General features: G+C 60.6%; 17 protein-coding genes, 2 rRNA genes and 1 pseudogene. 11 read left to right on the forward strand and 9 right to left on the reverse strand.

The window, feature by feature from the left end:
* Nucleotides 1-17 precede the first annotated feature (17 nt).
* From AO240_RS17920 to AO240_RS17960, 9 genes are read left to right on the forward strand one after another with little or no spacing between them, the layout of a single operon-like run.
* Nucleotides 18-794, forward strand: a complete 777-nt coding sequence (locus AO240_RS17920) for a polysaccharide biosynthesis/export family protein (protein ID WP_099237929.1) — start codon at nucleotides 18-20, stop codon at nucleotides 792-794.
* Between the two features lie 14 nt (nucleotides 795-808).
* Nucleotides 809-2,800, forward strand: coding sequence for an exopolysaccharide transport family protein (locus AO240_RS17925; RefSeq protein ID WP_099237931.1), 1,992 nt, complete (start codon nucleotides 809-811; stop codon nucleotides 2,798-2,800).
* On the forward strand, nucleotides 2,800-3,990 hold the full coding sequence (locus tag AO240_RS17930; protein WP_099237933.1) for a glycosyltransferase: 1,191 nt from the start codon (nucleotides 2,800-2,802) through the stop codon (nucleotides 3,988-3,990). Before AO240_RS17925 ends, AO240_RS17930 begins: the two co-directional genes overlap by 1 nt.
* Nucleotides 3,980-5,308, forward strand: a complete 1,329-nt coding sequence (locus AO240_RS17935; RefSeq protein WP_099237935.1) for a cellulase family glycosylhydrolase — start codon at nucleotides 3,980-3,982, stop codon at nucleotides 5,306-5,308. The genes AO240_RS17930 and AO240_RS17935 overlap by 11 nt, the downstream gene beginning before the upstream one ends.
* Before the next feature lie 8 nt (nucleotides 5,309-5,316).
* Nucleotides 5,317-6,534: a glycosyltransferase family 4 protein gene (locus AO240_RS17940; protein ID WP_099237937.1), complete on the forward strand. Its 1,218-nt coding sequence runs from the start codon at nucleotides 5,317-5,319 to the stop codon at nucleotides 6,532-6,534.
* A complete protein-coding gene (locus tag AO240_RS17945) occupies nucleotides 6,525-7,628 on the forward strand; it encodes a glycosyltransferase family 1 protein (RefSeq protein ID WP_099237939.1) in 1,104 nt (367 codons plus the stop codon). The genes AO240_RS17940 and AO240_RS17945 overlap by 10 nt, the downstream gene beginning before the upstream one ends.
* Nucleotides 7,625-9,058: an O-antigen ligase gene (locus tag AO240_RS17950; protein WP_099237941.1), complete on the forward strand. Its 1,434-nt coding sequence runs from the start codon at nucleotides 7,625-7,627 to the stop codon at nucleotides 9,056-9,058. Before AO240_RS17945 ends, AO240_RS17950 begins: the two co-directional genes overlap by 4 nt.
* A 2-nt stretch (nucleotides 9,059-9,060) precedes the next feature.
* Nucleotides 9,061-10,470 (forward strand): murein biosynthesis integral membrane protein MurJ, encoded by a 1,410-nt coding sequence (gene murJ, locus AO240_RS17955; protein ID WP_099237943.1) that lies wholly within the window; start codon nucleotides 9,061-9,063, stop codon nucleotides 10,468-10,470.
* A gap of 48 nt (nucleotides 10,471-10,518) precedes the next feature.
* On the forward strand, nucleotides 10,519-11,565 hold the full coding sequence (locus tag AO240_RS17960; protein ID WP_099237985.1) for an acyltransferase family protein: 1,047 nt from the start codon (nucleotides 10,519-10,521) through the stop codon (nucleotides 11,563-11,565).
* Between the two features lie 33 nt (nucleotides 11,566-11,598).
* On the opposite strand, the gene AO240_RS17965 is transcribed toward AO240_RS17960, so the two are convergent.
* The 3 genes from AO240_RS17965 to AO240_RS17975 all read right to left on the reverse strand — a co-directional run bounded on the left by AO240_RS17965 (nucleotide 11,599) and on the right by AO240_RS17975 (nucleotide 15,371).
* On the reverse strand, nucleotides 11,599-12,171 hold the full coding sequence (locus AO240_RS17965; RefSeq protein ID WP_099237945.1) for a DUF4174 domain-containing protein: 573 nt from the start codon (nucleotides 12,169-12,171) through the stop codon (nucleotides 11,599-11,601).
* Between the two features lie 164 nt (nucleotides 12,172-12,335).
* Nucleotides 12,336-12,968: a glutathione S-transferase family protein gene (locus AO240_RS17970; RefSeq protein WP_099237947.1), complete on the reverse strand. Its 633-nt coding sequence runs from the start codon at nucleotides 12,966-12,968 to the stop codon at nucleotides 12,336-12,338.
* 45 nt (nucleotides 12,969-13,013) lie between these two features.
* Entirely contained in the window at nucleotides 13,014-15,371 is a 2,358-nt protein-coding gene (locus AO240_RS17975; RefSeq protein ID WP_099237949.1) for a DNA polymerase II, read from the reverse strand.
* A gap of 216 nt (nucleotides 15,372-15,587) precedes the next feature.
* Between AO240_RS17975 and AO240_RS17980 the strand changes: the two genes are divergently transcribed.
* Nucleotides 15,588-17,819 (forward strand): TonB-dependent siderophore receptor, encoded by a 2,232-nt coding sequence (locus AO240_RS17980; protein ID WP_099237951.1) that lies wholly within the window; start codon nucleotides 15,588-15,590, stop codon nucleotides 17,817-17,819.
* Between the two features lie 67 nt (nucleotides 17,820-17,886).
* On the opposite strand, the gene AO240_RS17985 is transcribed toward AO240_RS17980, so the two are convergent.
* Nucleotides 17,887-18,354, reverse strand: a complete 468-nt coding sequence (locus AO240_RS17985) for an SRPBCC family protein (protein ID WP_099237953.1) — start codon at nucleotides 18,352-18,354, stop codon at nucleotides 17,887-17,889.
* Nucleotides 18,355-18,451: 97 nt separating this feature from the next.
* Between AO240_RS17985 and AO240_RS17990 the strand changes: the two genes are divergently transcribed.
* Nucleotides 18,452-18,856: a GFA family protein gene (locus tag AO240_RS17990; RefSeq protein ID WP_058414123.1), complete on the forward strand. Its 405-nt coding sequence runs from the start codon at nucleotides 18,452-18,454 to the stop codon at nucleotides 18,854-18,856.
* On the opposite strand, the gene mrdA is transcribed toward AO240_RS17990, so the two are convergent.
* The 5 genes and pseudogenes from mrdA to AO240_RS18010 form a co-directional block, all read right to left on the reverse strand.
* Nucleotides 18,853-20,745 carry a penicillin-binding protein 2 gene (gene mrdA, locus AO240_RS17995; protein WP_058414122.1) on the reverse strand — a complete coding sequence of 631 codons (1,893 nt, stop codon included), beginning with the start codon at nucleotides 20,743-20,745 and terminating at the stop codon, nucleotides 18,853-18,855. The two genes, AO240_RS17990 and mrdA, sit on opposite strands and share 4 nt — an antisense overlap.
* A gap of 181 nt (nucleotides 20,746-20,926) precedes the next feature.
* The gene (locus AO240_RS29370) at nucleotides 20,927-21,799 is read right to left on the reverse strand and encodes a methyl-accepting chemotaxis protein (RefSeq protein ID WP_371918643.1); all 873 of its coding nucleotides are present in this window, start codon (nucleotides 21,797-21,799) and stop codon (nucleotides 20,927-20,929) included.
* Nucleotides 21,782-22,831 (reverse strand): annotated as a pseudogene (locus AO240_RS29375) (methyl-accepting chemotaxis protein); the annotation flags it as partial. The gene AO240_RS29370 and the pseudogene AO240_RS29375, both read right to left, overlap by 18 nt.
* A 456-nt stretch (nucleotides 22,832-23,287) precedes the next feature.
* A 5S ribosomal RNA gene (rrf, locus tag AO240_RS18005) occupies nucleotides 23,288-23,403 on the reverse strand.
* Between the two features lie 240 nt (nucleotides 23,404-23,643).
* Nucleotides 23,644-23,739: ribosomal RNA gene (locus AO240_RS18010) — 23S ribosomal RNA — on the reverse strand; the annotation flags it as partial.

Raw genomic sequence — 23,739 nt, forward strand, 5'->3', positions numbered from 1 at the left:
ACAGGACGTCCCCCTTTATGAAAAAAACCGTGCTCATCCTGGCCATGATGGCCCTGGCCGCGTGTAATACGCCGGCGCGCATCGAGCCGCCAGACGACAAAACCGTCGAAGACGGCAAGCGCGCCCTCGACCAACTGGCGCAGTTGCCGCCGGCGGTGGAGCGTATTCGCATCGGCGACCAGTTGCGCATCGTGCGTGATGCCGGGGAGATGCCGACACTGTCGGCGTTCAACGTCAGCACCATCTATGAACTGACGCTGTACACGGTGCAAACCGACGGCAAGATCAACTACCCGTTCCTGGGGCCGATCCAGGTGGCCGGGCGCCAGCCGTCGGACCTGGCGCTGGAGCTGACCAACAAGCTCGCGCCGGTTTACCGCGAGCCCCGCGTGACGGTGAACATCAACCAGGCACCGGGCAACGCAGTGATCGTCGGCGGCGCGGTGAATAACCCGACCTCGGTGCAGATCGCCACGGCCAACACCCTGGAGCAAGCGATTATCGGCGCTGGCGGGGTCAACCCGTCGGGTAACGCGAGCATGGTTGCGCTGTTGCGCGAAGACGCTCAAGGCGCCTATCACGCCTACTTCCTGGATTTTAGCCAATACCTCAAAACCGGCCCCAACGGGCGTAAACCCGTGCACCTGCAACGCGGTGATGTGGTGTTCGTGCCCAAGTCCAACGTCGGCGAGCGCATCCAGGGCGTGGACACTTACCTGAACCAACTGATCCCGTTCACCAAGTCGATCGGGGTTGGCTACAACTACACCAGAACCAGTGGCGGCACTAACTAAAGGAGCGACATCCGATGATCGAGATCCGTTCTTTTCGTGATCTTCTGCGCCTGTTTTTCATCTTCCGGCACGAGTTCAAACTGGCCGCCATCGCCGCGCTGGTGATCATTTTGCTGAGCGCATTTTTGCTGCCGGCCAAGTACGAATCCACCGCGCGCCTATTGGTCAAGCCGGGGCGCGATTCGACCCTGCCGATCGAAATCAGCAACCGCCAGGCGATGGTGATGCCCAGCACCCAGCGTGATCCGATTGTCGACGAGGAGCGCTTGCTGACCGGGCGCCCGATCGTACGCGCAGTGGCCGAGCACTACCTGCAAATCAGCGAGAACGCCACGCCGCCAGAGGGCGTCTGGAAGCGCGCCAAGTACTACGTCAGGGAAGGCGTGGGCGCGGTGTTCGACGGCCTGCGGGTGGTGCTGGAAACCGTCGGCATCGTCGAAAAAACCACGCCGGTAGAGCGCATTGCCGCCAGCCTGGAAAAGAGCTTTGAAGTCAGCCACGCCGTCGGCTCCACGGTGATGGACATCAGCTTCAAGTGGGGCGACCCGGAGATTGCCCAAGCGGTGGTCAAAGACTGGATCGAAACCTACATCGCCGAGCGCACAGAGGCCTTGGGCCGCAAGAGCCTGTATGCCTTCTACGAGGCCCAGGTGAGCAACAGTGCTACCGAGATCAAGAGCTATAAAGAGCAGATCCTCGGCCACCTGAACGAGATTGGCGCGGCGAGCATTACCGATCGCCTCGAAGATTTGTCCGAGCGTATCAACGTGCTGCGTGGCGAAGTGTTCAATACCACGCGGTTGATCGCCTCGTCCGACAGTGCGATTGACAGCACCCGCACTCAGCTCAAGTCGCAGCCCAAGGAAGTGACCACGGTTCGTCAGATTGCGCTCAACCCGCAGCAGCAGGATTTGCGCCGTTTGCTCAACCAAAAGCTGCTGGAAAAGGCTGACATGATGCGCACCTACACGGATAACGCGCCGCCGGTGAGAGCCCTGGACGCGTCGATTCGTGCCATGCAGGCGCAAGTCGCGAATGTCAGCAACACCGTGCAGGCCTCGGAAAACCGTGCGCCGAATACCCTCGAAATTCACCTGCAGCGGGTGCTGCTGGATGAGTCGAGCAACAACCAGGCGCTGCGTACACAACTGGTGCAACAGCAAAAACAACTGGTAAACCTCGAAGCCCAACGCAAGCAAGCGCTGGAGATTGAACCGGAGCTGGCGCGCCTCTCGCGTGAGCTGAATGCGACCGAGCGTAACTACACGCTGTACGTCGACAACCTGGAAAAATCGCGTATCGACCGCGAACTGGACAACAGCCAGATCAGCAACATTGCGGTGATCGAAGAGGCCACCCTCAACCCCGGCCGCATCTTCCCGAAAACCCTGGTGATGCTGGTGCTGGCGATCCCGTTCGCGATCGTCGTCGGCTTGCTGGTGATCTACCTGTGCTACCTGATGGACCAGCGCATACATGACGGCGGCTTGGTGGAGCGCAAGTTTGGCCTGCCACTGTGGACCACCCTGCCGGAGCTGGACACCAGCACCGCGCAGAGTACCAACGCGTTCAACGCAAGCATTTACCGGCTGTATGGGTTGTTGCAGTTGGACCGCGTTGCCGAGCAAGGTTTGACCCTCGGGCTGACCTCGGCGCGCCACGGCGAAGGGGTGACCTTTGTGGTGGAGCAACTGCGCCAATTGCTGCAAGAAAACGGCATCACCGTGCGGGTCGGCGGCGTGTCGCCGGCGTTACCCGGCGAAGTGGTGCTGCTGGACGCCGCGGCGCTGCTGGACAACCGCGATGCGTTCGTCAACTTGCTGCGCGCCGACCTGATTGCGCTGGTGGTGGAAGCGCAGAAAACCACGGTGCCGGTGGTGGAACACGCGCTGTCGATCCTCAACACTGCGTTCGGCAAAGTGGACGGCATCATCATCAACCGACGCAAATTCGAAGTGCCGGCCAAGGTGCTTAAATCCATCGCCAAATACCGGGGAGCGTTCTAATGCGCATCGCCCTGCTCGCGCCCTTGCCGCCGGAAAAAAACGGCATCGCCGACTACGCGAACCATTTCAAGGCAGCATTGCAGCAGTTGGGCGTGACGGTGGCGACACCGTTGAGCGGCGTGGAAGGCAACAGCGTTGCGATCAAGCAGGCCGTCGCAGGCTTCGATTGGCAGAGCGTGGACCTGGTGCACGCCGAGCTGGGTGGCGGCCGACTGGGCGAGTTCCTGGCCCTGCGCGAGTTGCGCAAGGCCTACCCCAACCTGCCGCTGACGGCCACCGTACATGACCCGGAGCGCATGGTTTGGCGGCGCGAGCACCTGCCGTTTCCGCTGAACCTGCTGGAACGCTTGCCCAGCCCGCTGCCACAAGCGGCGGTGGTGCTGGCCGACCCGCTGACCTTGCGCGAAGAGCGTCACGTTGCCCAAGGCCTGACGCGGCTGATCACGCTGACCCGCTTGGGTGCCGATTGCTTGAGCCGGCGCATGCAATTGCCGAGCGGCAAAGTGGCAGTGATCAACCACGCCAACCTGGCCATTGAACCCGCGCCGTTACCGTCGCTTGAGACCCTGCGCCTGCTGTATTTTGGTTTTATCTACCGTGGCAAAGGCATTGAAGACCTGCTGCAAGCATTGGCTGACGCCTTCAAACAAGCCCCCGAATTGCGTGACCGTGTGCGCCTGACGCTGGCCGGTGGCACTGCCGCCGAGATGGCGTTTGGCGCGGGCGGCAATTACCTGGAGCAGTTGCACAGCCAGATCGCCGAACTCGGCCTGGCGGGCTCTATCGACTGGCGGCTGAACCTGCCGGCCAGCCAGATTGCGCAGACGATTCAGGCGCACCATGTGATGGTGCTGCCGTATCGCGAATCAAAAAAACTTGGCCTGCTGGGGCGCCAACGTGGCACCAGCGGTGCACTGTCTTGGGCGGCAGCCTGCGGGCGCGGGGCGATCACTTCGGACGCCCGCGCATTTGCCGAAGAAGTCGCCAGCGGCAACGGCGCCATTTATCCGCAAGGTGATGTGGCGGCGCTGAGCGCACAATTGTTGCGCCTGGCGCGTACGCCGTCGCTTGCCAGGGACTGGGCCGAACGTGCGGCAGAAATCGGCCGCGAGCGCTTGTGGCCGGTGACCGCAGAAAAATTCAGGCAGCGCTTTGAGCAGGCCATTCAAGGAGCACCCTATGGCGCGTAAACGCACCTACTTCGCCACGCTTGCCGTGGTCGCAGCCCTTGGCCTGAGCGTGTTTATGTGGGGCCGCCAGGCCGACGCCGAGAGCCATGTGCTCAAGGGCAACAAAGTGGTGGTGTGGAAAGATTTTTTGGGCGTAAACGCGCAATTTTTGTGGTTCAGCCCGGCGCGTTACCAACTGCAAATTGACCGCCTCAAGGCGCTGGGCTTGCAATGGGTGCGCCTGGATTTGCACTGGGACCAACTGGAACCCACCGTAGGCAAGTATCAGATCGCAACCCTGGACCAACTGGTCGATAAGCTGCAAGACAACCAGCTTAAATCGGTGTTCTACATGGTCGGCTCGGCGCCCTTCGCCACCACCGCGCCGAAGGGTGCACCGTATCAGGACCAGTACCCGCCCAAAGACCCGAACGTGTTCGCCAACCGCATGGGTTTGTTGGCCCAGCGCTACCCCAGCGTCAACGCCTGGCAAGTGTGGAACGAACCGAACTTGCTCGGCTTTTGGCGCCCGGCGGCCGACCCTGCGGGCTACGCCAAGCTGCTGACCGCCACGGCCTCGGCGTTGCGCGCTGTCGATGCGAACAAACCGGTGGTCGCCGCCGGCATGGCGTTCTTCAGCGAAATGCCCAACGGCCAGACCATGTTCGATGCCCTTGGTGCGCTGGGCGTGGCCAGCTTGAAAACGATTATTTCCTACCACCCGTATACCCAACTGCCCGAGGGCAACGACCCGGCCAACCTCGACTTCATCACCAAAACCAACGCGCTCAACCAGTCCCTGCGCAACGGCGGCGTACAGACCCTGTGGAGTACCGAGTGGGGCTGGTCGACCTACCCAGGGCCAAAAGACGCTCAAGACATCATCACCCTGCAAGGCCAGGCCGATTACGTGGTGCGCCGCGTGGCGCTGATGAGCACCATGGATTTCGACAAGATTTTTTTGTTCACCTTGAGCGACCTCGACCAGCGCGCCAGCGTGCGGGACCAGTTCTACGGTTTGCTCGACATCGACGCCAACCCGAAGCCGGTCTACACCGCGTTGAAAAACTTCCTCGACGTGAGCGGCCCGCAACTGACCCCCGGCGACCCGCCCACTGCCGACCAGTTGCCCGACGGCTTGTTCAGCATCGGCTGGACCCGCGCCGACGGCCGTAAATTGTGGTTCTTCTGGTCGGCCCAAGGCGGCAATGCGCACTTGCCTGGGCTGGCCAACGCGACCCTCTACGACCCACTGCGCAGCACACAAACCCCCGTCAGCGGCACCAATGGGCTGACCGTACCGGTCAAGCCGAACCTGCAAATTCTGCTATGGGATTGAAGCCTGCCATGCGCATTTTATGGATACTGCCCTACTCGCCCTGGCCCGCGACCAGCGGCGGCAAGACGCGCCAGTTCCATCTGCTGCGCAGCCTGGCCGCGCGTGGGCATCGGATCACCTTGCTGCTGCATGACAAGCAACCGGTGTCGCCAGCGGATCGCCATGTGCTGGAGGCGTTTTTGGAACAGGTGATCACCTTGCCACGGCGCCCGCTGCGCAGCCTCAAAACCCTCGCGGCCGGGCTGTTTGCGCCCTACCCGCTGCTGGCCAGCGTGAATGGCCTGTCGAGCGCGCTGCAAACGACCTTCAACCAATTGCTAAATGAACAGTGGGACGTGGTGCAGATCGAACACACCTACACTTTTCAGCCGTACGAAGAGGCCCTGATGCGCACAGCCCAGCCCTTCGTGCTGACCGAGCACAACGTTGAATCGGCGCTCGGCGCGGCGACTTACGACCGCTTGCCGCGTTGGGCACTGCCGTTCATTCGCTACGATCAATGGCGCTACACCCGCTGGGAACACCGCGTAATGCGCCAGGCCGCGCAAGTGGTGGCGGTGACCGACAGTGACGCACAAGTGCTTGAAAAAATCGCCGGTAAACCGGTGCCGGTGGTGGTGAATGGCGTGGACTGCGACCATTTCGCCGCCGCCCATCCCGACCCCGGCACGCGCCGCGTGTTGTTTTTGGGCAACTATGAATACGCGCCGAACGTGGATGCGATTGAGTGGGCACTCGACGAGATTTTGCCCAAAGTCTGGGAACGCTGCCCCGACGCGCGCATGAGCGTGTGCGGTTTTGGCATGCCCGGCAGTTGGCGTGAGCGCTGGAAAGACCCGCGCATCGAGTGGCAAGGGTTTGTACCCGACCTGCTGAATTTACAATCAAGTTGCTCAGTGTTTCTGGCGCCGTTGCGCCATGGCGGCGGTTCCAAATTGAAAGTGCTCGAAGCCTTGGCCGCCGGCCTGCCGTTGGCCAGCACCGAACAAGGCGTGTCGGGCCTGGACCTGATCGAAGGCCTCGACTACCTTGGCGGGCAAAGCGCAACCAGCCTGGCGGACGCCGTGGTGCGCCTGTTGCAGTTTCCCGAGGCTGCCGCGCCGATGGGCGAAGCCGGTCGCGCCTATGTGCGTCGGGCGCATGACTGGAGTGTTGCCGCCAGCCAACTGGAACGGGTCTACGCGAGCCTTGCGCCGCTCAATCAAGAGGAGCCCGCATGCGTGTAGGCCTGGATTACCGTACCGTCGGCACCTCACCGCAATCGGGCATCAGCCGCCAGGTGTATGCGCTGGAAAATGCCCTGCGCACCCTGCCAGGTATCGAACTTGAGCGGTTTACCGTGGCGCCCTTGGGCGATGAAACGCGCTTTCAGGCGCATTGCCCGGCGTGGGGGTGCGCGAAAACCGCGATGCATCAACCGCAAAATCGGTTGCGTTTCGAGGCCGGTTTTTTACCGCGCGCGTTGCGTGAGCAACACATTGACCTGTACATCAGCACCTTCAATATGGGCCTGCCATTGCCGCCCAAACCGAAAGGCTTGCGCAGCGTGGTGCTGTTGCATGACCTGTTTCAGATTACGCTGAACAACTACCACGCCAACCGTTTGAAAGCGCTGCTCTACAAAACCAGCGATCGTTTGTCGATTGCCTATGCGGTGCACAGTGCCGACCGGGTGTGGACGCCTTCGCAGTACAGCGCCGATGAAACCGCGCGGCTGTTTCCCAGGGCGGCGGGCAAGATTCGGGTATTGCCCAACCAAGTGGACGGGTTTGTCGACCGGGCGGCGGACCTTACCGCGCGCCAGTTGCCCAAGCGTTATTGGTTGCTGGTGGGCACCCGCGAATTGCGCAAGAACGTGCCGTTTTTAGTCGCCGCCTGGCAGCAGGCGCGGCGCCTGTCGCCTGCGGTGCCGGAACTGGTGCTGGTGGGCAGCCTTGAGCATTTACCCGAGGCGCAACGCAGCCTGCCAGGCATTCGCGCCTTGAGTGGCGTGTCGGACGCCGAGTTGCACGCGTTGTACCAGCAGGCCGCGCGTTTGTGGCAGCCGTCGTATGCCGAGGGGTTTGGTTTGCCGGTGATCGAGGCGCTGAGCGTCGGTACGCCGGTGGCGGTGGCCAGCGGCACGTCGCTGGATGAAATCACCCCGCCGTCGTCGCCGCGTTTTTCGCCCACCGATGGCCCGGCGCTGGTGCAACTGATGGTCGAGCTGGTTGATCGCCCCAGCGAAGACTCACCGGAACAACGCAAGCAGTGGGCGCAACGCTTCAATTACCAGGCCTATAGCCGACGCCTGGCCGAACTGATCGAGGAATTAACATGAGACTTTCACTGGCAGGCCTCGTCGCGATCATGTTCGGCCTGCTGTTTGGCGCACTCGCCCTGATGCTCTCGCCGGCCAAGGCGTTTCTCGCCGTGATCGGCCTGGCCGCCGCCGTGACCATTCTGCGCTTCCCGCTGTGGGGCTTGTTGCTGTTTGCCGGGGTTGCGACCTTTATGCCGTATTCGACGGTCAACCTGGGTATTCGCACCACCGTCAGCGAGGCGATTCTGGCGCTGACGTGGGGCGCGGTGCTGTGGCACAGCTTTCTGTCGCGTGTGCCAGACACACCGAGCCTGTCACGCCGCCCCACCGATCAGATGCTGCTGTGGCTGATGCTGTTCAGCGTGTTCCCGTTTATCGTCGGCCAAATCAGCATCCAGGCCGACACCAGCGGCACGGCCAACTGGCTGCGCTGGTTGCTGAGCCTGTCGGCGGTGTTCCTCGGCGCCAAATTGCTGGTGGGCTACAAGCAGCGCGAATCGCTGGTGATCGCGCTGTTGCTGGGCACGCTGGCAATGCTGGTGCTGTCGATTGCAGTGTTTCTGCGCACCCGCTCGGGCGCAGGCATTGCGCCGATTCTGGCAGTGTTCAATTACGGCAACTTCGACATGCTCAAATTCGGCCTGGAGGCGATGTCGTCGCGCATGGGTTCGCCGTGGATGCACCCGAATGCCATCGGCGGGATCATGGCGCTGCTACTGCCCCTGGCATTCTGTTACGGCATGACCGAACAAGGCTGGAAACGCGCGCTGGGCTTGGGCGTGGCCTGCCTGGGTGCCGCCGCGTTGCTGTTGGCGAGCAGCCGTGGCGCGATGGTCAGCCTGGCGCTGGTGCTGATGTGGATGGCCACGCGGCGCGTGCCCTACACCGGGCGCCTGTTGATGATCGGCGCGGCGCTGACGGTCGCGCTGGTGATGGCTTACCCGCCGTTGCAGGAGCGCCTGGCGACGATTTTCTCGTCGGACAACGCGAGTACCGAAGTGCGTTTCGATGAGTACCGCATGTTCCCGCAGGCGGTAGCGGCGTACCCGTTCGGCATCGGTTTCAAAGTCGACCCGCCGGTGCCGGGTACGCAGTTGCTGGGCATCTCCAACCTGTGGCTGAATTTCATCTACAAGACCGGCATTGTCGGCATGCTGCTGTTTGTTGCAGTCACCGTGCGCTGGTGGCGTGAAGCGCGCCCGGAAAAAGGCCCGATCCGCCTGACCAAAGACAACGCGCTGTGGCTGGGCAGCACTGCCGGGATTCTTTCGGCACTGGTCAGCGGTTTGTTTGACCACTACTTCAGTTTTGCGGTGGTGATGGTCGCGCTGTTCTGGCTGATGGTCGGCATTAACGTATTGGAGGCGCGGCGTTTGTTTCCGGCACGTTTGCCGCAGGTCAAGGCAGTCGTTTATCGCAAGCCGATGCTTGACGGCGCAAGGTCTTAAGCGTGCTCGGTTCCGCCGTCTGGCTGACCGTGGCCACCCTGCTGGGCCTGTGCCTGGGGTTCGCCCGCGAATGGTTGCTGGTGGCGGCGTGGGGTGCAGGCGAGCGCAGCGATGCGTTCTTGATCGCGCTGTTTTTACCCGAGGCCTTGCGCATGTCGTTGGCCGGTGGCGTGTTGAGCGCCGCCGCGCTGCCGCTGTACCTCGAACGCAAAAGCACTGAACGGCTGGACTGGCTGGGCGTGCTGTTCCCGGCCTTGCTGTTGATCGCCTTGTTCACCAGCCTGTTGCTGACGCTGCTGGCGCCGTGGCTGGTGCAAATACTCGGCCCGGGGTTGGCGGACAGCGCCACCGCCCTTGCCGGCAGCAACCTGCAAATTGTCGCCTGGTGTGTGCCGGGCCTGATGCTGCATGCGCTGTTCAGCATTCCGTTGCAGGCCAGCGAACGCTTTGTATTGGCGGGCTTGGGTTCGCTGCTGTTCAACCTGCCGCCGGTGACGTACCTGGCGCTGGCAGGCACTGCCACTCAGGCGCATGTTCTGGCGCTGGCGTGCCTTGCCGGCAGCCTGCTGATGCCGTTGGCCTTGCTGCCGTCGGTCTGGCGCCAAGGCTGGCGGCCGTGGCGCTGGCAACTGAGCGTTGCGCCGCTGCGCGAACTCGGCCAGCGCATCGGGCCATTGTTGTTAAGCAATGGCGCCAGCCAAGGGTTGGCGTTGATCGAGCGGCTGGTGGCGTCGCTGCTGGGTGAAGGCGCCGTCACGTGGGTCAACCTTGCCCGCAAGCTGATGAACCTGCCGCTGATTGCGCTGATGAGCCTGAACCAGGTGCTGCTGGGCATGATGAGCCGACGCCAGGGCGACGAGCGCCTGGCGTTGCTCAAGCGCGGCCTGGAAACCGCCAGCGTGCTGACCTTGCCTGCCGGGGTCGGCCTGGTGGCGGCCGCGCCGAGCCTGGTGGCGTTGCTGCTGCCCAAGCAGTCGGCGGATTCGCCGTTGCCGTTGTTGCTGGCCTGGTTTGCCGTGCCATTGGTGTTTGGCGCGTGGAACGCCTTGCTCGCGCGTTATGCCTATGCCGCCGGCGATACACGCCAGCCGCTGCGCTGTGAGTTGCTCGGGAGCCTGGTCAACGTGCTGTTGCTCGGCGCCCTGCCCTTTGTAGTTGGCCTGGCGGGTATTCCGCTGGCCGCGCTGGCGGGGGTGCTCTGTACCGCGCTGCTACTGATGCAACGCCAGCGTTTGCTCGGCGACTTGCCGTGGGCGCGGCACTGGCTGCTCAGCGCAATCGTCATGGGGTTGGCGGCGCTGCTGCTGTTCCCCATTGACGGCGTATGGCTGCAACTGGGGCTCAGCACCCTGGCCGGCGCCGTGGTGTTGCTGGGCATGGGGCTGTGGCTGAAGCCGTGGCGCAAGGCCTGAATGACCAAGCCTGCTGCAGGCGGTGAATTTATCGAAGGGAGTAGTCAGGTGAAACATCGTTGGATTCAAATGGACATCGCCAGAGGCATTGGCATTCTGGTAATCGTGTACGCCCACAGCTGGTTTGTCGCGTCCTCGCCGGAGCTGCTCTACCCGATCCTCGCCTCGTTTGTATTGCCGTTGTTCTTCTTTCTGTCCGGGGTGTTCTTCAAGCCTGAGCAGCCGTTTGGGGAGATGGCAATACGCAAGGCCGACGCCCTGCTCAAGCCGTTTTTCTTCACCATGCTGGCGTATGTGATCGTGCGCGACATCCTGCGGGGTCAGCCGTTGCTGCCGGATATAGGCGGCGTGCTGTACGCCTCGGTGGACACCATTCCGTGGCAGGCGCTGTGGTTTCTGCCGCACTTCTGGGTAGCGATACTGTTCAGTTGGGTGGTGCTGCGGCTGATTTCGCGCTGGAAGCTGTCGCTGCCGGTGAGCTGCGTGTTGATGGTGGTGCAATTGCTGGTCGGCATCTGGATGCTGCCGTGGTTCTGGCAATTGCCGGTCACCTTCGGCGGGCACAGCTGGGTGCTGCCGGGCCTGCCGTTCGGCCTTGATATCACGTTGGTCAGCAGTGCCTGTTTCGTCTACGGCTATTTGCTGCGCGACTGGTTACGCACCCATTCGGGCTCACTGTTGACCTTGCTGGTGTCGGTGGCACTGTTCGCGGCGGTGTTCATCTTCAGCCGCGACACCATGGACATCGCGCAACGTCGCTATGACCATTGGCTGTGGAGCAGCTTGCTGGCGCTGATTGGCGTGTACGTGTGCTGGGCGCTGGCGCGGGTGCTGATGGTGTCGGCGCTGATCACCCGAGTGATGACCTACATTGGCCAGTCCACGCTGATTCTGTTGATCTTCCACGGCGAAATCCAGCACAAGACGGTGGACCTGATGGAGCGCGTAGGCCTGCATCCGTTTGTGGCGGCGAGTGTGGGTTTGGTGACGGCGATCGTAGCGCCGTTGTTGATCGGCGAAGTGATCAAGCGCGTGGCGTTTTTGCGCTTTTTTTACTTTCCGTTTCCAGTGCGTAAAGCCGCTAAAAACCCGTAGGAGCGAGCGGGCTCGCCCCTGCGAGCAGGTCCGTCAGTCATCCAGTGATTGCGGCGCAGGCTTGGCGGGTTTGCCGGCTTTCGCGCCCTTGGCCGGCGCTGCGGCGGCAGGCTCGGGTTCGGCTGGGGCGGCGAGTTCTTTCTCGGCCATCGGCATCTGGTCGATGGCGCTGAAGAACTCTTTCAGGTCGAGGGTATCCGGAGGCACGGTCTTCTCGAGTTTTTTCTCGCCGTCCTTGCCCACCAGAATCACTTTGGTGCCGCTGCCGGCACCCAACTTGAGCGCACGGATCAAGGCATTGGTTTCAGGCGGCGTGAGCTTTTTGTTGTCCTTCGGGTCTTTGGCGAACTTCTCCCCTTCGGCACCGATGCTGCCGAACTTCACGGTGTAGAACACCATGCTGCGCTCTTCAAAGGACTGCTTGGTGGCAGGCTCTTCCAGCTGTTTGTGCAAGGTGGCCAATGTTTGGTTGCCGGAATCCAGCTCCACAACCACCAGCGGGCGTGACTTGCCCATGTCCTGCTTGAGCGGGTTAATATCATCCGCGGCCAACAGCGGCCCCGTAAAAGCCATCAAGGTAGCCAGGGTCAGCGACCGGATGAGCATGCGCACCTCCTTTGAATTTCATGCAGTGTTCTTGAGTTTCATGTCTGCGACAGTCAATTTCAAGGATGATTCCTACACTACGTTAAGAAGCGTAGGTCAGGACGCCCGCCACGCAAGGGATCGGCTGCCCTCAATCATCATTGTTTCTTCTGATTGCACGCCCATTACGCGACACCCCACTGCGGCCAATGCCGGGCAAACACGGGCGCCACAAGCGGGTCGGCATCCACCTGCGCCAACGTCTGGGCAAAGCCTGGCGCCAGGCTGCTGAGCATCTCGCGGGCTGCGTCCCAGCGCGACACCGCAGCGGCCATAATGCCCAGCGCATTCGGCCGTGCATTCGGCGCAAACAACTGCTCGGCAAACTGGTCGGCGAACACCACCCAGGCTTGATGCAGGTAGCGGCGCGTGCCAGTGACCAATTGCGCCTGCGCCGCCTCATCCGCAGTGCCCAGCCAGCGTTGCGGGTAGTCGATGATGCCGATGGCCGAATAGCAATTGGCAGCGATGTACACCAGGCCTCGCAGGATCTGCGCGCGGTCACCGCCCAATAGATCCGAAGCCGGAAACTCCAGGCCCAAGTGGATCAGAATCGCGGCGCTTTCGGTCAACACCTGGCCATCGGGCGTGACCAGCGTAGGAATCTGTTTGAGCGGGTTGATACGCGCAAGAGCGTCGCTGCCCTCGCCGTCGTCCCAGGAACTGGCGTTAACCCGATGCCACGGCACCGCGCAACGCTGTAGGGCGATTTCGATCATGCAGGAGCCGGATTCGTCGGTGCCGTAGAGCGTGTACATGGGCGTTTCCTCGCTGTCGCAGCCATTTGGCGGTTAAGTGGCGGTTTAGAACAGGCCCATTTGCCCGCCGACCAAGGTGCCGAAATCATCATTCACAAACGGCAGAATAGCATCGGCCACCGGCTGCAGTTGCCGAGTGACGTAGTGATCATAATCAATCGGCGCCTGCCGCACTTCCAGCGGCTGCGGCCCGTTGACGGTCATCACATAGCTGATCCAGCCGCCACGCTGGTACTGGCGCGGTCGCCCGAGGCGGTCGTTGTATTCATCCGCCAGGCGCGCAGCGCGTACATGCGGCGGGACGTTGCGTTCGTAGTCGCCCAACTGGCGGCGCAGGCGTTTGCGGTAAATCAGCAGGTCATCGAGTTCGCCGCTCAAGGTACGGCGCACATAGTCGCGCACATACTCCTGATGGGGCTGGCGATGGAAGATGCGCTGGTAAAGCGCTTGCTGGAATTGCCGGGCCAGCGGCGACCAGTCGCTGCGCACGGTTTCAAGGCCCTTGTAGACCATTTGTTCGCTGCCATCGGCGCGCACGACCAACCCGGCGTAGCGCTTTTTGCTGCCCTCCTCCGCGCCCCGAATGGTCGGCATGAGGAAGCGACTGAAGTGGGTTTCGTATTGCAGTTCCAGGGCGCTTTGCAGGCCGAATTCGTTGTGCAAATGCGCGCGCCACCACTCGTTCACGTGTTGCACCAGCGCCTCGCCGATACGGCTGGCGTCTGCCTGGGAATGCGCACTGCCGAGCCAGACGAAGGTGGAATCGGTGTCGCCGTAGATCACCTCATACCCTTTGGCCTCCACCAGTTCGCGGGTCTGGCGCATGATCTGGTGCCCGCGCATCGTGATCGACGACGCCAGCCGCGTGTCGAAAAACCGGCAACCGCTGGAACCCAGCACGCCGTAGAACGCGTTCATGATGATTTTCAGCGCCTGCGACAACGGCGCGTTGTGCTCACGCTTGGCCAGCTCGCGGCCCTCGGACACGCGCGTGACAATGGACGGCAGGCAGTGCCGGGTGCGAGAGAACCGCGCACCGCGAAAGCCTTCCACCGACGCGCTGTCATCAGGGTGCTTGAGGCCTTCGATCAGGCCCACCGGGTCAATCAGGAAACTGCGGATGATCGACGGGTACAGGCTTTTGTAATCCAGCACCAGCACCGACTCGTAAAGGCCGGGGCGCGAGTCCATGACAAAACCGCCGGGGCTGGCTTGCGGTGGTTTATCGCCGAGGTTCGGCGCAACGAAGCCTTGGCGGTGCATCAGCGGCAGGTACAAATGGGTGAAGGCCGCAACTGAACCGCCATTGCGGTCCGCCGGCAGCCCGGTGACGCTGGCCCGCTCCAGCAGGAATTTGAGCAGCTCGGTCTTCTCGAAAATCCGCGTGACCAGCTCGCAGTCTTTGAGGTTGTAGCGCGCCAGGGCGGGTTTGTCCTCGGCGAACATGCGGTTGATTTCGTCCATGCGCTGGTACGGCGTGGAGATGTCCTTGCCTTCGCCGAGCAGGGTTTGCGCGACGTTTTCCAGGCTGAATGATTCAAAGCTCCATGTGGCCGAACGCAGCGCTTCAATGCCATCAATAATCAGCCGCCCCGCTGCCGCCGCAAAGTAGTGGTTGCGGCTGCCGTGCTCGCGCCAGGCCATGGCTTCAGCGCCGCGCCCGAGCAGCAGCGGCACATTCAGGCGCTGGGCATGTTCGTGCAGCACGCGCAGGTCGAACTGCACCACGTTCCAGCCGATGATCGCATCCGGGTCGTGGGTCGCAAGCCACTGGTTAAGGCGTTCGAGCAGTTGCGCGCGGGTGTCGCAGTAGTCGAGCTTGAAGTCGACCGCGCAGGCCCTGTTCGGCGGGCCGAGCATGTACACCTGGCGCTCGCCGCAGCCTTCAAGGGCGATGGAATAGAGGTCGCCTTTGGCCGTGGTCTCGATGTCCAGAGACACCAGTTTCAGCGGCGGGCGGTAGTCGGGCGCAGGTTTCATTTGCGCATCGAACAGCGTGCCGTCGGCGTCGGGCGTTCCGCCAAACCAGACCGGCGCGGTGATGAAACGCTCCATCATGTAACGCTCGGGCGGGCGTATGTCACCCTCGTAGACGTCGACGCCGGCGGCGCGCAGGCGTTTCTCCAGGTCCATCGCTTGGCGGTGCTGCCGGGTGTAAAGGCCCAACACCTTGCGGTGGTGGAAATCGCACAGTTGCAGCGGGCGCAATTCGACCTCGCGCTCGCCCTTGAGCAGCCAATCCAGCGGCTTGCGGTGCACCTCGGGAATGAACATCACCGACGGTTGCACGGGTAGGCGAATACACCGGGGGCCGTGGTCGGTGGCCAGCCAGAAACTGACCTCCGTGCCCGCCGGGGTGTCGCGCCAATGCCGGGTCAGGACAAAACCCTGCTGTAAATCCACCGTACCGCACCTCAGCCATAACGTCAGGGCGTGATTCTACTCGGCATCCGCCTGGACGCGGCCGGTTAACGCGCGCGCAGACCACAATAATACAAACTTGTTGCAAAATGTTAATCACAATCACTATCATTCGCGCCGGAGTCGTATCCGCGCAGCGAGGACGCGCAACATTGTTGCCCTTTTCCTCACTGTGACGGTTCGCCGTCTGGATCGACCATGCCCGCCCGTGCCCGACTTTCCATCCCGTTTTGCCCTACCCTGCTGGCCCTTTGCTGCTCAGTGAGTTTTGCCGCTCACGCCGAATCCCCACTGACCCCGCAGGAAGCGAACAACAGCCAGGGCGGCACTGCACTTCAATTGGACGCCACGCGCATCAGCGCCGACGCACCCGCGCCGAATGCCCTGCCGCCGGTATACGCCGGCGGCCAAGTGGCACGTGGCGGCCAGTTGGGCGTGCTGGGCAACCAGGACATCATGGACGTGCCGTTCAGCATGGCCGCCTACACCGAGAAACTGATACGTGACCAGCAAGCGGAAACCGTCGGCGACGTGCTGCTCAATGACGCGTCGGTGCGCCAGGCGTCGGGGTATGGCAACCAGTCACAAGCCTTTGTGATTCGCGGCCTGCCGCTGAATGGCGATGATATTTCCTACAACGGTTTGTACGGCATTTTGCCGCGCCAGATCATGTCCACCGATGCGCTGGAACGGGTTGAAGTGTTCAAGGGGCCGAATGCCTTTATCAACGGTGTAACGCCCGGCGGCTCAGGCATCGGTGGTGGCGTAAACCTGCAACCCAAGCGCGCGGAGGACGTGCCGTTACGCCGTTTCAGTACCGACATCAGCAGTGATGGCCGGGTGGGCGAACATTTGGATGTGGGCCAGCGTTTTGGCGAAGACAACCGCTTTGGCGCACGCGTGAACATTTCCCAGCGCGAAGGCGATACCGGCATCGACGACGAAAACCAGCGCTCCAGGCTGTTTGCCGCAGGCCTGGATTATCGCGGTGATGCGCTGCGTTTATCGGCTGACTTTGCCTACCAACGCCAGCACATCAATGGTGGCCGCAACTCGGTGTTCCTTGGCACGGCGGTCACGCATATTCCCGATGCGCCCTCAGCAGACACCAACTACGCCCCCAAGTGGGCCTCCACCGACCTTGAAGACACGTTCGGCATGCTGCGCGCCGATTATGACGTGAGCGACAACTGGAGCGTTTACCTCGCAGGCGGCGCCAAGCACACCAACGAAGAAGGCCGTTATTCCTCGGTGACGCTGACGGACAATCTGGGCAATGCCAACGTGACCGGTTCGCGCATTCATCACCAGGAAGACAACACCAGCTTGATGACCGGCTTGAACGGTAAATTCCAGACCGGCGACGTCAGCCACAAACTCAACCTTGGGCTGACCGGAATCTGGACTCAGGCGCGCAACGCCTACGACTTTGACCTCAGCGGCCATGCGAGCAATATCTACGAGCCATCGAGCGTCGCCGCGCCGGTTAAAGGCGGCTTCGCGGGTGGCGACATGAACGACCCGGGTATAACCGCCAAAACCTTTGCGCGCAGTGCGGCGATCTCGGACACCGTTGGGTTTATGGACGACCGCCTGCTGCTCACCGCCGGCCTGCGCCGCCAGCAGTTGGTGGTTCAGGGCTTTGCCTACGGCACGGGCACGCGCACTGCCGCGTATGACAAGTCGATCACCACACCGGTGTACGGCATCGTGTTCAAGCCGTGGGACCACGTCTCGCTCTACGCCAACCACATTGAAGGGCTGGCCCAAGGCCCGACGGCACCGGTTGCGTCAGGCGGTTTGACCGTGACTAACGGCGCCGAGGCGTACGCGCCCGCGCGCACCAAGCAAACCGAAGCCGGCGTCAAACTTGATATGGGCACCTACGGCGCAACGCTGGGCGTGTACCGCATCGAACAACCGAGTGATGGCTATTCGACGCAAACCAGCGCGACCACCGCCCTGTATGTGCGTGAGGGCCAGCAGGTCAACCAGGGCGTTGAGCTGAACGTGTTCGGTGAACCGATCAGCGGCCTGCGTGTGCTTGGCGGCGTCACCGTGATGAAGACCGAACTCAAAGACACACTCAACGGCGCCAACGACGGCAACCGTGCGATTGGCGTGCCGTCATTCCAGCTTAACGCCGGCGTAGACTGGGACGTGCCCGGCCTGCAGGGCGTGAGCGTGAACGGGCGGATGTTGCGCACCGGCGGCCAGTACGCCGATGCAGCCAACAACCTGAGCTTGCCGGCATGGAACCGCTTCGACGTAGGCGCGCGCTACACCTTCAAGGTCGACCAGCGTGATATATCGCTGGGCGCTACGGTGGAGAACGTTGCCAATACAAAGTACTGGGAGTCGGCGCTGGGCGGTTATCTGACCCAAGGCGATCCGCGTGTGGCCAAGCTGTCGGCGACGATAGACTTCTAAAACGCTACACGCCGCCCTTATCGGGCGGCGTGTAACGGTGACGTCTACCGGTCAACCGTCAAGGCGGTCAGTCTCGACGGGCTCCGCCAAGATAGGTTTCGATGTTGTTCATTTGCTCATCCCACCCACGCGAGTTCATCTTGAAGGCTTTTTGCCGCCGGGCTGCGGGCACGCCGTTAAAGCCGGACTCCACCACCCGCAGCAAAATGCCCGGCGCGTGATCTTCCAGGGTGAACTCCACCAGGGTCGGCGTTTCAGCGTCGTAGTCGACACCCTTCTCGACCGCGTAAGGGTGCCACCAGAACGAGAACAGCGTCTGCGGCAGGATGCGTTCGATCTTGGCCTTCCACACCACGTGCTCGTAGCCTGCGTAGGTAATCGGCGCTTCGAGGGTATCCCCTGCCGCGAAGGTTTTGCCCTTGAGCGCGACGCCGAACCAATTGCCGAACTGCTCGGCATCGGTGAGTGCTTCCCACACCTGTTTACGTGAAACGCTGAGCAGGACTTTTCGTTCGATGCGATCTAATACGTGCATAAGTCACCTCCTCCATTGACATTAGGCGACATCGACCAATGCGCAACCTTGGGTTGTGCGCGATGATGATGCCCCATCCTTGAACCGACCTAACGTTATGACTGAGCCGTTAAATGGAAGTTGCTTGTGCAAGGCTGTGCGCTACGAGGTGGACAGCCTGGACATGCCGATCAGCCACTGCCACTGCAACAGTTGCCGCAAGGTGCATGCCGCAGCGTTTGTGGCCACGGCCGGGGTGATGCGCGAGCACTTTCGCTGGGCGCAGGGTGCAGAGTTGCTGTCGTCGTTTGAATCTTCACCGGGCAAGCTCAGGCATTTCTGCTCAAGGTGCGGCTCACATCTGGTGGCGGAGCGTAGGCATCAGCCCCATGTGATTGTGCGGGTGGCGACGCTGGATGATGATCCAGGCGTTCGGCCCACCTCGCACATCTGGACCGCTCATGATGTGCCCTGGCTCGCCTATGCAGGCATAGAGCGCTGGGATGAGTGGCAAGTAGACTAGACGTGCGGGTCACCTGGCGCTTTGGCGGGCGTTGCGTATTGCGGCTTGAGGTGGCCTTCCTGGTCCAGCAGCCAGGCGTCCATGATCTGCCGCACCACCGGGCCTGCCACGCGGCCACCGGCCTCGCCGTTTTCGATCATCACCGAAATCACGATTTTCGGGTGTTCGGCTGGCGCGAAGCCAACGAACAAGGCGTTGTCGCGATGGCGTTCCAGGGTCTTGTTACGGTTGTAACGCTCACCCTGCTTGATCGCCACCACCTGCGCCGTACCACTCTTGCCAGCGATCCGGTATTGCGCGCCAAGTGCGGCGGCCCGCGCGATGCCGCGCGGGTCATGCATCACCAGTTGCATGCCATGGTTGACCTGCTCCCAATCACGCGGGTCTTTGAGTACCACGTTGGGCATCGGGTTTTCATCCACCGGCGCCACGCCGTTGATGGTTTTGGCCAGGTGCGGTCGGTTCCACACGCCTTTGTTGGCGATCAACGCAGTGGCTTGCGCCAGTTGCAGCGGGGTGACCTGCATATAGCCCTGGCCAATGCCAAGGATCACGGTTTCACCCGGGAACCAGGGTTGGCGCCGCGTCGCACGCTTCCATGCCTGGGAAGGCATCAAGCCAGCCGACTCTTCGAACATGTCGAGCGAGACCTTCTGGCCAAGGCCGAATTCGGCCAGGTAGTCGTGCAGGCGGTCGATGCCCAGCTTGTGAGCCAGATCGTAAAAATAGGTGTCGTTGGAGCGCATGATGGCCGCGTCCATGTCCACCCAGCCGTCGCCGCTGTGGTTCCAGTTGCGGTATTTGTGGTCAAAATCCGGCAATTGGTAATAACCGGGGTCGAACACCCGGGTTTGCGCGGTGACCACACCGCTGTCGAGACCGGCGATGGCCACTTCCGGCTTGATGGTTGAACCGGGCGCATAGAGCCCGCGCAAGACGCGGTTGAACAGCGGCCGGTCGATGGAATCATGCAGCGCGGCGTATTCCTTGAAGCTGATGCCGGTGACAAACAGGTTCGGGTCGAAGCTCGGCTTACTGACCATTGCCAGTACTTCACCGGTCTGCGGGTCGAGCGCAACCACCGAACCACGGCGATCGCCCAAAGCTTCTTCCGCCGCTTCCTGCAGCTTGACGTCGAGGCTCAGCACGATGTTTTTGCCGGGGATCGGGTCAGTGTGCTTGAGCACGCGCAGTACGCGGCCCTGAGCATTGGTTTCAACCTCTTCATAACCTACGTGGCCATGCAGTTCGGACTCGTAAAAGCGCTCGATACCGGTCTTGCCGATGGATTGCGTACCGCGGTACTCCACCGAATCGAGGGCCTTGGATTCTTTTTCATTGATGCGGCCGACGTAGCCAATCGAGTGGGCGAAGTGCGCGCCCAGCGGGTAGTGGCGAACGAATTGAGGCTCGACGTCCACGCCGGGCAGGCGAAATTCGTTGACGGCCAGCACGGCGATCTGTTCTTCGGTCAGTTCGTAGAACAACGTCACTGGCACAAAAGGATGACGCGCCTGCTTCAGCGCCTTGTCGAACACGGCGCGGTCTTCAGCGGGCAGGTGCAGCAGATTGACGATGGCGTCCAGCTCACCCTTGAGGTCGGTAGTGCGCTCGCGGGTGATGGTCAGGTTGTAACTGGGACGGTTATCCGCCAGTACCACGCCGTTGCGGTCATAGATCAACCCGCGCGTCGGCGTAATCGGCAATACGTGGACACGGTTGTTTTCAGAAATCGTTGAGTGATAGTCGTACTGCACCACTTGCAGGAAGTACATGCGACCCACCAGGGCGCAGGTAATGCCAATCACCAACAGCGCGCACGCGAGTAAACGCTTGTTAACCAGGCGGTTTTCTTTTTCGTGATCCTTGATCGGTATCGCTTCGGGCATTTCTACAGCATCTCGTTGAAGAAGATCGACGCCGCGTCCTGCGGATGAAAGATCAATCCTTGTGAAAATGTGCTGCACCATACCAAAAATGCAGAAACACTTTGCATCGATTTCCCCAACGGCATGCTGTTTTGTCACAACAAGCCAGGTCCAGGTTAAGCACTGACGGTGTTAGCTGGCCTTATATAACGAATTTGCTGACCAAACCCTGCAGGTGCACACCCAACTTAGCCAACTCAACGCTGGAAGAGGCTGTTTCTTCACTGGCGGAGGCGGTTTGCTCCGAAATGTCGCGGACGTTCAGAACGCTGCGGTTGATTTCTTCGGCGACGGCGCTCTGCTCTTCTGCAGAAGCGGCGATTTGCAGGTTCATGGATTCGATGGTCGAGATCGAACGGCTGATGTTACTGATCGAGGTCCCTGCATCACGGGTCAGCTCGACGCTATTGTCGGTAAGTACGCGGCTGTTTTCGAGGATGGTCGCGACCTGTGCAGTTCGGCGGTGTAAACCATCGATCAAGGATGCAATTTCCTCGGTTGAGGTCTGGGTGCGCTGTGCAAGGCTTCTGACTTCATCGGCGACCACCGCAAAACCTCTGCCGGCTTCACCCGCGCGAGCAGCCTCGATGGCAGCGTTAAGTGCCAGCAAGTTGGTTTGCTGAGCGACGGCCTGAATCACATCAAGCACTCCGCCAATCTTGTTGCTCTCTTGCTTCAACTCATCCATCGCCGTCTTGGAGTGACCGACTTCGGCCGAGAGCTGTTCGATCTGAAGCACGGCACGGCCCACCACCGCATCACCCTCGCGGGCTTCTTTTGAGGCAGTAACGGCCGCGTGCGAGGCTTGTTCAGCGTTGCGCGCGACTTCCTGAACCGTGGCTGCCATTTCATTCATGGCCGTTGCTACTTGATCGGTTTCGCTGCGCTGGCTATTCACGCCTGCACTGGTTTGCTCCGTGACTGCCGACAACTGTTCGGCAGCGCTGGCTATCTGAGTGACACCATCACGCAAACCACCGATCAACTGGCGCAGGTTTTGAGTCATGCGATACATGCTGGTTTGCAACATGCCCAACTCGTCGCGCCGCGTAGTGACAGCGTTGTGCGTCAGATCCCCATTGGCTACCCGGTCAGCCAACTGCAGCGTTTCAAGCAGCGGGCCGACGATAACGCGGGTGATGAGCCATGCAGCGAGTGCGCTGACTATAAGCGCTACCACCAGCCATATAACCAACATTTTGCTGGCTTGGTTTACGTCTTCAATACGCAAATCCACTTGGTTTTGTGCTAGTTGATTAGCGGACGTGAGCAGGATTTCGATGTTTTTCGATATACCTGCCTGGGCGTTGTTAATCGCAACCTGAGCGCTCGAAAATTGTGTAAAAGCAGCCTCATGCTCATTCAGCGAGGCTTCAAGCGTTTTGATGGCGTCGGGTTGGATACCGGAACCTTCGAGCGTTTTGATATAGGCAGACGTCGCAGAGATTGAAGTAATTGCGAGCTGCTGCGCTTCGGGTTTCAGCGTCAGCGTGTACGCCACCACATCGGCGCGCATTTTCTGAAACAGTGTGAAGGCCTGCGTCATTAGCTCGCGTTGTGCAGACGTGCTGTCTGGCGAATTAGCCAACACGTTGAGCTGTTGTAACTTGGCTGCCGCGTCATCACCACGGCTGCCAACGAGTCTGCGACTGGCCTCACGCGTGTGAGTGGCATTGATCAAACTAGTGTAGAAACCTATGTACTCTTTCATCGCCGCTGTTGCAGTGTTTACATGCGGAACGTTGAGTTTGGAGTCCAGCACTTTGCTTAAATAACCCAGGTGGTTGTCCAGGTTTTCATACGCTTTAAGCCAGCCGGCCGCGTTCGCGTCGTCAGCATTCAAGCTATAGACCAAACGGGCTATGCGCATGTCTCGCGTCAGTGTACTGAGCTTGGCAATATCAGCGACGCGCTCACTGCGCTCACTGAGTGATGATATGCCCGACCACCCCGTCAGCGCGATAAGAACGGTGAGCACTATGACGAGCGTGAAACCGAGTATCAGTTTAGACCTGACGCTCATATTAACCAATGTGTTCTTAAGCATATTGCCCTCTCGGAATGACAATTATTAATATACGAGACGGCTGCTCCGTGCCAGTCCTACAGCATAAGAATTCGGCGGCTTGCAAAAAAACTTTAATTTAAAAAACTAACTTTCTGAATATTTACCAACTATTGATGTAGCGCTTAACAGCGTTATAACCGTCAAGAAAAGTTCAATTTTTTTATGCACTCGATAGTGGTTATCTTAAGTCGCGTTACTGTAAGTCCACCCTGCACGGTAAAAAGTACGATAAGTGTCAGGTATTTATAATTCATCGCCAGTTATTACTGGCAGTTTGCAACGTACGCATCGGTGCTTTTGTCCGAATGACAGAGAGATTTAATAGCCCAAGCCAGTGAAGCTAAAAGAAACTGCGACACGCCTTACCCATTAACTTTTCGACCGCCCAAAACAAAACCCCTGTTTGCGTTAGCAAACAGGGGTTCTGGAATTTAATCTTGACGATGACCTACTCTCACATGGGGAAACCCCACACTACCATCGGCGATGCATCGTTTCACTACTGAGTTCGGGATGGGATCAGGTGGTTCCAATGCTCTATGGTCGTCAAGAAATTCGGGTACTGAGTCGTGGCCTAGTGGCCTCGCTTCAGCAAATTGGGTATGTGACAGCTTTCGGTGTTTTGCGAGATCGAACTTTCGGTTCTATCGTCTTCACACACCGCAATCTGGTTTCAGCAAATTGGGTATGTGACAGCTTTCGGTGTTTTGCGAGATCGAACTTTCGGTTCTATCGTCTTCACACACCGCAATCTGGTGCTCGTTAGAGCAAGCAAATTGCTTGGGTGTTATATGGTCAAGCCTCACGGGCAATTAGTATTGGTTAGCTCAACGCCTCACAGCGCTTACACACCCAACCTATCAACGTCGTAGTCTTCGACGGCCCTT

Source organism: Pseudomonas sp. ICMP 460, assembly GCF_002723595.1.
Lineage (GTDB): Bacteria > Pseudomonadota > Gammaproteobacteria > Pseudomonadales > Pseudomonadaceae > Aquipseudomonas > Aquipseudomonas kitaguniensis.

Coding starts and splice junctions, on each gene's coding strand:
- AO240_RS17965 (WP_099237945.1), bottom strand. CDS start 12,171: ATGCTCATCCGGTCGCTGACCCTGGCTACCTTGATGGCTTTTACGGGG.
- AO240_RS17945 (WP_099237939.1), top strand. CDS start 6,525: ATGCGTGTAGGCCTGGATTACCGTACCGTCGGCACCTCACCGCAATCG.
- AO240_RS17950 (WP_099237941.1), top strand. CDS start 7,625: ATGAGACTTTCACTGGCAGGCCTCGTCGCGATCATGTTCGGCCTGCTG.
- AO240_RS17930 (WP_099237933.1), top strand. CDS start 2,800: ATGCGCATCGCCCTGCTCGCGCCCTTGCCGCCGGAAAAAAACGGCATC.
- AO240_RS17985 (WP_099237953.1), bottom strand. CDS start 18,354: ATGCACGTATTAGATCGCATCGAACGAAAAGTCCTGCTCAGCGTTTCA.
- AO240_RS17940 (WP_099237937.1), top strand. CDS start 5,317: ATGCGCATTTTATGGATACTGCCCTACTCGCCCTGGCCCGCGACCAGC.
- AO240_RS29370 (WP_371918643.1), bottom strand. CDS start 21,799: ATGTATCGCATGACTCAAAACCTGCGCCAGTTGATCGGTGGTTTGCGT.
- AO240_RS17970 (WP_099237947.1), bottom strand. CDS start 12,968: ATGTACACGCTCTACGGCACCGACGAATCCGGCTCCTGCATGATCGAA.
- mrdA (WP_058414122.1), bottom strand. CDS start 20,745: ATGCCCGAAGCGATACCGATCAAGGATCACGAAAAAGAAAACCGCCTG.
- AO240_RS17980 (WP_099237951.1), top strand. CDS start 15,588: ATGCCCGCCCGTGCCCGACTTTCCATCCCGTTTTGCCCTACCCTGCTG.
- AO240_RS17920 (WP_099237929.1), top strand. CDS start 18: ATGAAAAAAACCGTGCTCATCCTGGCCATGATGGCCCTGGCCGCGTGT.
- AO240_RS17925 (WP_099237931.1), top strand. CDS start 809: ATGATCGAGATCCGTTCTTTTCGTGATCTTCTGCGCCTGTTTTTCATC.
- AO240_RS17935 (WP_099237935.1), top strand. CDS start 3,980: ATGGCGCGTAAACGCACCTACTTCGCCACGCTTGCCGTGGTCGCAGCC.
- AO240_RS17990 (WP_058414123.1), top strand. CDS start 18,452: ATGACTGAGCCGTTAAATGGAAGTTGCTTGTGCAAGGCTGTGCGCTAC.